Origin of the sequence: Streptomyces dangxiongensis (assembly GCF_003675325.1) — a bacterium.
Lineage (GTDB): Bacteria > Actinomycetota > Actinomycetes > Streptomycetales > Streptomycetaceae > Streptomyces > Streptomyces dangxiongensis.
This window is the reverse complement of the sequence record NZ_CP033073.1, coordinates 7057434-7067955: the sequence shown is the minus strand read 5'-3', so window position 1 is coordinate 7067955 and position 10522 is coordinate 7057434. Positions and strand designations below refer to the sequence as shown.

Annotated in this window: 3 protein-coding genes; all 3 read right to left on the bottom strand. The window is 76.1% G+C overall.

The window, feature by feature from the left end; genetic code table 11:
* Positions 1-46: 46 nt before the first annotated feature.
* Positions 47-1243, bottom strand: a complete 1197-nt coding sequence (locus D9753_RS38340) for a beta-ketoacyl reductase (RefSeq protein WP_240468344.1) — start codon at positions 1241-1243, stop codon at positions 47-49.
* Positions 1244-1620: 377 nt separating this feature from the next.
* Positions 1621-4803, bottom strand: a complete 3183-nt coding sequence (locus tag D9753_RS31955) for a type I polyketide synthase (RefSeq protein WP_394346776.1) — start codon at positions 4801-4803, stop codon at positions 1621-1623.
* Positions 4800-10355, bottom strand: coding sequence for a type I polyketide synthase (locus D9753_RS31950; protein WP_121790150.1), 5556 nt, complete (start codon positions 10353-10355; stop codon positions 4800-4802). The genes D9753_RS31955 and D9753_RS31950 overlap by 4 nt, the downstream gene beginning before the upstream one ends.
* Between the last annotated feature and the right edge of the window lie 167 nt (positions 10356-10522).

Genomic DNA, 10522 nt, shown 5'->3' with positions numbered 1-10522 from the left:
GAAGAGGTGGACTGCGGTGCGGCCGGGGTGTCGTGGGAGGGTCGCCTCACGCCGAGCCGAGTTCGTTGTCGATGAAGGCGAAGACGTCGTCGGCGGAGGCCTCCTCCAGCCGTCCGGCGACGGCGGCGGCGTCCTGGCCGAGGATCTTGTCGAGGTCGCCCAGCAGCGACTGGAGGCGGGTGGTGATCCGTCCCTGTTCGATGTCCTCGGCGGTGAGGTCGCCGAGCCGGGCCGCGACCCGGTCGAGTTCGGCGAGGACCGAGTCCACGGAGGTGCCGGCGCCCGCGAGTTCGGTGCCCAGGTGCTTGGCGAGGGCGGCGGGGGTGGCGTAGTCGAAGATGAGCGTGGCCGGCAGCGGCACCCCGGCGGCGCCGCTGATCCGGTTGCGCAGGTCGACGGAGGTGAGGGAGTCGAAGCCGAGGTCGCGGAAGGCGGTGGTCGGCTCGACCGCGTCGGCGCCGCCGTAGCCGAGGACGGCGGCGGCCTGGTCGCACACCAGCTCCTGGAGGGCGCGGTCGCGTTCGCCGCCGGTGAGGCCGGCGAGCTTCTCGGCGAACCCGTCGGCCGCGCCCGCCCCGGCGGGGCCGCCCGTGCCGGGCCGTGCCCCGGGCAGCGTGGACAGCAGGGGGCTGGGCCGGGTGGCGGTGAAGGCGGGCGCGAACACCGACCAGTCGACGTCGGCGACGGTGACGGTGGTGTCGCCGCCGTCCAGGGCGCGGCGCAGTGCGGTGAGCGCGCGGTCGGGGTCGAGGAGCGACATGCCCATCGCGCGGGCGGCCGAGCGGACGGTGCCGTGGGCGGCCATGCCGTCGCCGCCCCACGGTCCCCAGGCCACCGAGGTGGCGGGCAGTCCGGCCGCACGCCGGTGTTCGGCGAGGGCGTCGAGGTAGGCGTTGGCGGCGGCGTAGTCGGCCTGTCCCGCGCCGCCGACGGTTGCGGTCAGGGAGGAGAACAGCACGAACGCCGACAGGTCCCGGTCCGCGGTCAGTTCGTGCAGGTGGCGGGCGGCGTCGGCCTTGGGTGCGAGGACACCGGCGAACCGCTCGGGGGTGAGGGCGTCCAGGACGCCGTCGTCGAGGACGCCGGCCAGGTGCAGCACGGCGGTGAGGGGGTGTTCGGCCGGTACGGAGTCCAGCAGCGCGGCCAGCGCCCGGCGGTCGGCGACGTCGCAGGCGGCGAGGGTCACCCGGGTGCCGGCCCCGGTGAGTTCGCGGACGAGGTCGGTGGCGCCGGGCGCGTCCATGCCCCGCCGGGAGGTCAGCAGCAGGTGGTCGGCGCCCCTCGGCGGCGAGCCACCGGGCGACGGCCGTGCCGACGGCGCCGGTGGCCCCGGTGACCAGCACCGTGCCGGACGGCTTCCAGGGGGTTCCGGCGCGGGCCGGGGCGTGCTCCAGGCGCCGGCCGTAGGCACCCGACTCGCGCAGTACGACCTGGTCCTCGCCGCCTGCGTCGCCGAGCAGGGCGGCCAGCCGGGCGAGGGTCTGCGGACCGGGCGCGGCGGGCAGGTCGACCAGCCCGCCCCAGCGTTCTGGGTGCTCCAGGGCGGCGACCCGGCCGAGGCCCCACACCCGGGCCTGGGCGAACCCGGTGACGGCGGCGGCGGTGCCGTGGGCGACGGCGTCACGGGTGACGCACCACAGCGGGGCCGTGATTCCGGCGTCCCCCGAGGGCTTGGACGAGGGTGGCGGTGGCGGCCGGTTCGGTGGCGGGCGCCAGCAGGGACAGGACACCGTCGGCGCCGTCCCGGCCGGCGAGCAGTCCGGCGAGTTCCGTGCGGTCGGCCGGGTCCGGCACCGCGAGGGTGTCGACGGCGAGGCCCCGTTCGGTGAGCCCGGTCAGGACGGCGGTCGTCCAGGGGTCGTCGGTGGCGGGGACGACGGCCAGCCAGTGGCCGCCGCGCGCCGGGGTGGCGGCGGGCGCGAGCGGCTCCCAGGTGACGCGGTACCGCCAGCCGTCGGCCGCGGCGTTGGCCTGCCGCTGCTCGTGCCAGGCGGCCAGGGCCGGTACGACGGCGGCGACGGACGTCTCGTCGGTGACGCCGAGGGTGGCGGCGACGGCGGTCACGTCCTGCTCCCGGACCAGTTCCCAGAACGGGTCGGCGGCGTCACCGCCCGCGCGGGCCGCCGCGGAGCGCTCGGCCTGGAGGATGGGAGCGTCCTCCCAGTGCCGGTCGCGGCGGAACGGGTACGTGGGCAGGCCGACCTTGCGGCCGCCGGCGAACACCACCGGCCAGTCGGGGCCGGTGCCGGTCAGGTGCAGGCGGCAGACGGCGTCGAGGAGGGCGGCGTCCTCGGCGCGGTCGCGGCGCTGGGTGCCGATGACCTCGGGCACCGTGTCCTGGGCCAGGTTGGTGAGCACCGAGTCCGGGCCGACCTCCAGGAGGCGGGTGGCGCCCTCGGCGACCAGGGTGGTGACCCCGTCGTGGAAGCGGACGGCCTCGCGGACGTGGCGCACCCAGTAGTCGGGCGAGGTGAGGTCACCGGCCATGCGGCCGGTGACGTCGGAGACGACCGGCAGGGCGGGCTCGTGGAAGGTGAGGCCGGCCAGCACCTCGCGGAACGCGTCGAGCATGGGGTCCATGCGGTGGGAGTGAAAGGCGTGCGACACCTTCAGCCGGGTGGACTTCTCCACCCGCGCGGCGACGGCGAGCACGGCCTCCTCGTCGCCGGAGATCACCACCGCGCGCGGGCCGTTGACGGCCGCGATGCCGACGCCGTCGATGAGCAGCGGGGTGACCTCGGCCTCGCCGGCGAGCAGGGACACCATCGCACCGCCCGCGGGCAGGTCCTGCATGAGCCGGCCGCGGGCGGCGACCAGGGCGACGGCGTCCTTCAGGTTTAGGACGCCGGCGACGTGCGCGGCGACGACCTCGCCGATGGAGTGCCCGGCGAGCAGGTCCGGGCGGATGCCCCAGTGTTCCAGCAGCCGGTACAGGGCGGTCTCGAAGGTGAACAGGGCGGCCTGCGTGTACGCGGTCTGGTTCAGGCGGGCGGTGGCGGGGTCGGTGTCCTCGAACATGACCTCACGCAGCGGCCGGTCCAGATGGGTGTCGAACGCGGCGCAGGTCTCGTCGAAGGCGGCGGCGAACACCGGGAACGCGGCGTGCAGGGTGCGGCCCATGCCCGGGCGCTGGGAGCCCTGCCCGGAGAACAGCACGCCGAGGCGGCCGGGTTCGGGAGGCACCACGGCGGGCCTGCTGCCGTCGGCGACGGCGCGCAGCCCGGCCAGCAGCTCGTCCCGGTCGCGGCCGGTGACGGCGGCCCGGTGGGTGAACACGGTGCGGGTGGTGGCCAGCGAGTATCCGACGTCGTACGGGTCGAGGTCGCCGGCCACCGCGAGCAGCCGCTCCGCCTGCCGCTGGACGGCGTCGGCGCCCTTGCCGGACAGCACCCAGGGGACGACGGGCAGCGCGGCCCGCTCCGGGGCGGGCTGTGCCGTCTCGACGGGCGGTGCCTCCTCCAGGATGGTGTGGGCGTTGGTGCCGGAGATGCCGAAGGAGGACACGCCGGCGCGGCGCGGGCGTCCGTCGGGGGTGTCCCAGGGGCGGGACTCGGTGAGCAGCCGGACGTCGCCGGTGCTCCAGTCGACGGCGGTGGAGGGCTTCTCCGCGTGCAGGGTGCGGGGCAGGGTGCCATGGCGCATCGCCATGACCATCTTGATGACGGCGCCGACGCCGGCCGCGGCCTGCGGGTGGCCCATGTTGGACTTGATGGAGCCGAGCCACACCGGCCGGTTCTCCGGCCGGTCCTGCCCGTAGGCGGCGATGACGGCCTGTGCCTCGATGGGGTCGCCGAGGGTGGTGCCGGTGCCGTGCGCCTCGACCGCGTCGATGTGGTGCGGGGCGAGCCGGGCGTCGGCGAGGGCCTGCCGGATGACCCGGATCTGGGCCGGGCCGCTCGGTGCGGTCAGGCCGTTGGAGGCGCCGTCCTGGTTGACGGCCGAGCCGCGGACGACGGCGAGCACCTCGTGCCCGTTGCGCAGGGCGTCGGACAGCCGCTCCACCAGCAGCATGCCGGCGCCCTCGGCCCAGGCGGCGCCCGCCGCGTCGTCGGAGAAGGAGTGGCAGCGGCCGTCGGGGGACAGCGCGCGGCGCTCGCTGAACTCGATGAACATCTCCGGGCTGGCCATGACGGCGGCGCCGCCCGCCAGCGCCAGGGAGCACTCTCCCCTGCGCAGCGACTGGATCGCCGAGTGCAGCGCCACCAGCGAGGAGGAGCAGGCGGTGTCCATGGTGACCGCGGGGCCCTCCAGGCCGAGGGTGTAGGCGATGCGGCCGGAGACGATGCTGCCGGAGATGGTGCCGCCGATGTAGTCGTGGTGCATCAGGCCGACGAAGACGCCGGTCGGGGTGCCCTTCACCGTGGTGGGGTCGATGCCGGCCCGTTCGAAGGCCTCCCAGGCGACCTCCAGCAGCAGCCGCTGCTGCGGGTCGGTCCCGGGCGCGTCCTTGGGGCTGATGCCGAAGAAGGCGGGGTCGCACTCGGCGGCGTCGTGCAGGAACCCGCCGTGGCGGACGTAGGACTTGCCGGGGGCGCCGGGCTCGGGGTCGTAGATCGCCTCGACGTCCCAGCCGCGGTCGGTGGGGAACTCGGTGACGACGTCGGTGCCCTCGTCGACGATCCGCCACAGGTCCTCGGGGGTGCGCACCCCGCCCGGGTAGCGGCAGCCCATGCCGATGACGGCGACGGGCTCGCGGTCCTGCTCCTCCAGCTCGCGTACGCGGCGGCGGCTGCGCTCCAGCTCGGTCGTGGCCCGCTTGAGGTAGTCGCGGAGCTTGTCGGCCGTGGCCGAGTCTTCCATCACAGGGCTCCCAGTTCGTTGTCGATCCTGGCGAAGAGTTCGTCGTCGCTGGCTTCGCCGAAGTCCTCCGGCGCCACGGGCGCGGGGTGCCGTCCGTGGGTGTCCTGCCAGCTCCGGAGCAGCGCTTCGAGGCGTGCGGTGACGCGGGCGTGGCTGCCGCCTTCGTCGGGCAGGGTGAGCAGCGCGGCTTCGAGGCGGTCCAGCTCGGCCAGCGCGGTCCGGGCCCGGTCGGCCGGTCCGGGCACGAGCGCGGACTTGAGGTGGGCGGCGAGGGTGGTGGGGGTGGGCTGGTCGAAGACGAGTGTCGCGGGCAGGGTGAGCCCGGTGGCGCCGGCCAGGAGGTTGCGCAGTTCGACGGCGGCGAGCGAGTCGAAGCCCATCTCCTGGAAGGCGCGTCCCGGGTCGACCGACTCGGGCGAGGGGTGCCCGAGGACGGCGGCGACGTGGGTGCGGACCAGTTCCAGCAGGGCGCGGTCCCGTTCGGAGTCGGCCAGCGCTGCCAGCCGGTCGCGCCAGGAGCCGGCGGGGGCGCCCGGGGCGGGCTCGGCACCCCGCCGGGCGGTCCGTACCAGGCCGCGCAGCAGCGCCGGTACGCCGTCCGGCCGGGCGCGCACCGCGGGGGCGTCCAGGCGTACGGGCACCAGGACGGCGTCCTCGCCGCCGAGGCCGGCGTCGAAGGCGCGCAGTCCCTGGGCGGGGGTCAGGGGCGGCAGGCCGAGCCGGCGCAGCCGTTCCAGGCCGGCGGCGTCGATGCCTGCGCTCATGCCGCCGGCGCCGGACCACAGGCCGTAGGCGAGGGAGACGGCGGGCAGGCCGAGCGAGCGGCGGTGGGCGGCGAGGGCGTCGAGGAAGGTGTTGGCGGCGGCGTAGTTGGCCTGGCCCCCGCCGACCAGCAGACCAGCGGTGGAGGACAGCAGGACGAACGCCGACAGGTCCTGGTCGCGGGTCAGTTCGTGCAGGTTCCAGGCGGCGTCCACCTTGGGCCGCAGCACCCGGTCGACCCGGTCCGCGTCGAGCGTGGCGAGGACGCCGTTGTCGACGACGCCGGCCGCGTGCACCACGGCCCGCACGTCGTGCTCCGCTAGCAACGCCGCCAGCCCGGCGCGGTCGGCGGCGTCGCACCGGGCGATGACCACGTCGGCGCCCAGCTCGTGCAGCGCGTCGCCCAGTTCGGCCGCTCCGGGGGCGTCCACCCCGCGCCGGCCGGCCAGCAGCAGGCGCCGTACGCCGTGCTCGGTGACCAGGTGACGGGCGATCAGGGCGCCGAGGCCGCCGGTGCCGCCGGTGATCAGGACGGTGCCGTCCGGGTCCCAGGCGAGCGGGCTGCCGGGCTTGGCGCGGGCCAGCCGTGGCAGCCGTACCTCGCCGTCCCGCACCGCGACCTCCGGTTCGCCGGAGGCGAGCGCGGCGGCGAGGGCTGGTCCCGGGGCGGCGCTGCCGTCGCTGTCGACCAGCAGGAACCGGCCGGGGTTCTCGGCCTGGGCCGCGCGGACCAGCCCGTACAGGGGGGCGTGGCCGAGGTCGCCGGCGCGCAGCAGGACGGCGAGCCGGCGGTCGGCGTGGTCCTCGTCGGCCGGCCAGGCGCGCAGCGCGTCCAGCGTGGCGTGCACCCGCTCGCGCACCAGGGCGGGCAGGTCGGTCACGGCGCCGGGGGTGGCCGGTACGGCCAGCACCACCAGGTCGGGCACCGGGCCGGCGGCGGTGAGGGCGGCCAGGCCGGGGTGGTGGGGCGCGTCGAGGCCGGTGTGCGTGACACCGGTGTCGTCGGTCCCGGTGTGTGCTCGGCCGGTGTGCGCGAGGCCGCACACGGCCAGGGCGGGCGTGCTGGCGGTCGCCGGGACGGGCGCCGGGACGAGGTCGACCCGGTACAGCGGGTCGTCGCCGTCCCCGGCGAGCTGCTCGGCGGAGACGGGGCGGGCCACGAGGCTGCGGACGGTCGCGACGGGCGCGCCGGTGGCGTCGGCCAGGGTGAGGGCGACGGCCTCGGGGCCGGACGGCGACAGGTGCAGGCGCAGGGTGTCGGTGCCCGCCGCGTGCAGGGTGACACCGCCCCAGGCGAACGGCAGCACCGCCTGGCCGCCGGGCAGGTCCAGCAGGTTGACGTGCAGGACGGCGTCCAGCAGCGCCGGGTGCACGCCGTACGCGGCGGCGGTGGCGCGGGCGCTCTCGGGCAGGGCCGCCTCGGCGAACAGCTCGTCCCCGCGGCGCCACATGGCGCGCAGGCCCTGGAAGACCGCGCCGTAGCCGTAACCGGTGCGGGCCAGTCCGGGGTAGAGGCCGTCCAGGTCGACGGGTTCGGCGTCCCGGGGCGGCCAGTCGGTCAGGCCCACCGGGCTCGACCCGTCGCCGGTCGTGGAGGTGAGGACGCCGGCGGCGTTGCGGGTCCACGGGGCGTCGGGGGTGTCGGCGCGGCGGGACCAGACGGTCAGCTCCCGCCGTCCGTCCTGTTCCTCGCCGACGGCGGCCTGGACGGCCAGCGCCCCCTGCTCGGGCAGGATCAGCGGGGCGTGCAGGGTGAGTTCGCCGACGGTGTCGCAGCCGGTGCGCTCCGCGGCCCGGAGTGCCAGCTCCACGAAGGCGGTGCCGGGCAGCAGCACGGTTCCGTGCACGGCGTGGTCGGCGAGCCACGGGTGGGAGGCGAGGGAGAGCCGGCCGGTGAGGACCGCTCCCCCGGTGCCGGGCAGGTCGGTCGCGGCGGTCAGCAGCGGATGGCCGGTGGCGCTCTGTCCCAGGCCGTCGGCATCGCCGCTGCCGCCGGCGCCGGCCTCCAGCCAGAGGCGTTCACGCTGGAAGGCGTAGGTGGGCAGGTGGGTGTGCCGGGCGTGGTGCGGGGCGAAGAACGCCGCCCAGTCCACGGCGGTGCCGGCCGCGTGCAGCCGGGCCACGGCCGTGACCAGGTCGCGTTCCTCGTCGCCGGCGCGGCGCAGTCCGGCGACGGTCACGCTGTCCTCGGGCACGCAGTCCACGGCCAGCGCGGTCAGGGCCGCGTCCGGGCCGACTTCGAGGAACGCCCGGACGCCCAGCTCGTGCAGGGCGGTCATGGCGGGGGCGAAGCGGACGGGCCGGCGGACGTGGTCCACCCAGTGACCGGGGGTGGCCAGTTGCGCGGGCTCGATGAGGGCGCCGGTGAGCGTGGACACGATCGGGATGCGCGGCTCGGCGAAGGAGCACATGGCGGCGGCCTCGGCGAAGCCGGGGAGCATCGGTTCCGTCAGCGGCGAGTGGAAGGCGTGCGAGACCTTCAGCCGCTTGCCCTGGAAGCGGGTGGCGAGGGCGGCCACGGCGTCCTCGGCACCGGAGATCACCACGGAGCGCGGGCCGTTGACGGCGGCGAGGCCGACCCGCTCGTCCAGGTGGGGGGCGACCTCGTCCTCCGTGGCGCGTAGCGCGGCCATGGCACCGCCCGCGGGCAGGGCCGCCATCAGGGTGCCGCGCGCGAGGACGAGGTGGACGGCGTCCGGCAGGGACAGCACCCCGGCGACGTGGGCGGCGGCGATCTCACCGACGGAGTGGCCGGCCAGGTAGTCGGGGGTCACGCCCCAGGACTCCAGGAGCCGGTACAGGGCCACTTCGGTGGCGAAGAGGGCGATCTGCGCGTAGTCGGTACGGGTGAGCAGGTCGGCGTCGCCGTCGATGACGTCGGCGAGCGGCCGCTCCAGGCTCCGGTCGGCGAGGGCGCACACCGCGTCGAAGGCCTCCGCGTACACCGGGAACGCGCGGTGCAGGTCCCGGCCCATGCCGATCCGCTGGGTTCCCTGACCGGTGAACAGGAAGGCGGTCCTGCCGCCGGCCGGGGTGAGCGCGGTGGCGGCGGCGAGGCCGGCGAGCAGGTCGCCGGTGTCCCGGCCGACCGCGACGGCGCGGTGCTCGAAGCGGGCGCGGGTGGTGGCGAGCGACAGCCCGAGGTCGGCCGGGCGGGTGCCGGGGTGTGCGTCGAGGTGGTCGCGCAGCCGCGCGATCTGCGCGGTGAGGGCCTGGCGGGTACGGCCGGAGACAATCCAGGGAACGCAACCGCCCCCCCGGCCGGGCGAGTTCTCCCCGCCCCCTTCCCGCACGGGCGCGTTCTCCGCGCCCTCTTCCCCGCCGGCCGGCTTCTCCGCGCTCTCGGGGTTCTCGGGGTTGGCGGGGTTGGCGGGGTTGGCGGGGTTGGCGGGGTTGGCGGCCGGCTCCGGGTCGGCGGGCGCCTGCTCCAGGACGACATGCGCGTTGGTGCCGCTGATGCCGAAGGAGGAGACGGCGGCGCGGCGGGGCCGGCCGGTGGCGGGCCACGGGCGCCGTTCCAGGGCCAGCTCGACGGCTCCCGCGCTCCAGTCCACCTGGTCGGTGGGCGCGTCGACGTGGAGGGTGGGCGGAACCTCGCCGTGCCGCATGGCCAGCACCATCTTGATGACGCCCGCGACGCCCGCGGCGGCCTGGGTGTGCCCGAGGTTGGACTTGACCGAGCCGAGCAGCAGCGGCTCGGCGCGGTCCTGGCCGTAGGTGGCGAGCAGCGCCTGCGCCTCGATCGGGTCGCCGAGCGAGGTACCGGTGCCGTGTGCCTCGACCACGTCGACATCGGCGGCGGTCAGCCCGGCACCGGCCAGCGCCTGCCGCACGACCCGCTGCTGGGACGGGCCGTTGGGCGCGGTCAGCCGGCTGCTGGCGCCGTCGGAGTTGACGGCGCTGCCCCGGACGACGGCGAGCACCGGGTGGCCGTTGCGCCGGGCGTCGGCGAGCCGTTCCAGCAGCAGCATGCCGGCGCCCTCGCCCCAGCCCGTGCCGTCGGCCGCGGCGGCGAACGCCTTGCACCGGCCGTCCGGCGCGAGCCCGCGCTGCCGGCTGAAGTCGATGAACGTCTCCGGTGTGGACATCACGGTGACACCGCCGGCCAGGGCGAGCGAGCACTCGCCCGCCTGCAGCGCCCGCACCGCCCAGTGCAGGGCGACCAGGGAGGACGAGCAGGCGGTGTCGACGGTGACCACCGGGCCTTCGAGCCCGAAGGTGTAGGCGACGCGTCCGGAGGCGATGCTCGCGGCGCTCCCGTTGGCGAGGTAGCCGTCGAGGTCGTCGGGTACGGAGGTGAGACGGGTGGCGTAGTCGTTGTACATCACGCCGGCGAACACGCCGGTACGGCTGCCGCGCAGGGAGGCCGGGACGATACCGGCCCGCTCGAAGGCCTCGTGCGAGATCTCCAGCAGCAGCCGCTGCTGCGGGTCCATGGCGAGGGCCTCGCGGGGGCTGATGCCGAAGAAGTCATGGTCGAAGTCGGCGGCGTCGTGCAGGAATCCACCGGTACGGGCGTAGGTCCTGCCGGGCCGCGCCGGGTCCGGGTCGTACAGGGCGTCCACGTCCCAGCCGCGGTCGGCGGGGAAGTCCGTCACCGCGTCGGTACCCGTCACGACGAGATCCCACAGGTCCTCGGGGGTGGTGACGCCGCCCGGATACCGGCAGCCGATGCCGACGACGGCGACCGGGCCGTGTGCGCGTTGCTCGTTCTCGCGCAGCCGCCGCCGCGCCTCCCGCAGGTCCGCGGTCGTCCGCCTGAGATAGTCGAGCAGTTGCTCTTCGTTGTTCACCAGCGCGCCATCCGATCGAGATCGAAGTGAGGGCCTGGGCCGTGCGGATCGCCTCCGGACGGTTTCCGGTCCGCTTCCCCTCCGCTGTCGGAGGCTAGGCAGCCGGCGATGACCCAGGACACCCCTACGGCCCCCAGGGGCCCCCACGGCGGTTAAGGGGTCCCTCT

Bases quoted from the DNA above. Each gene is read 5' to 3' on its own strand.
- D9753_RS38340 (WP_240468344.1), bottom strand. From the start codon at position 1,243: ATGGACGCGCCCGGCGCCACCGACCTCGTCCGCGAACTCACCGGGGCC.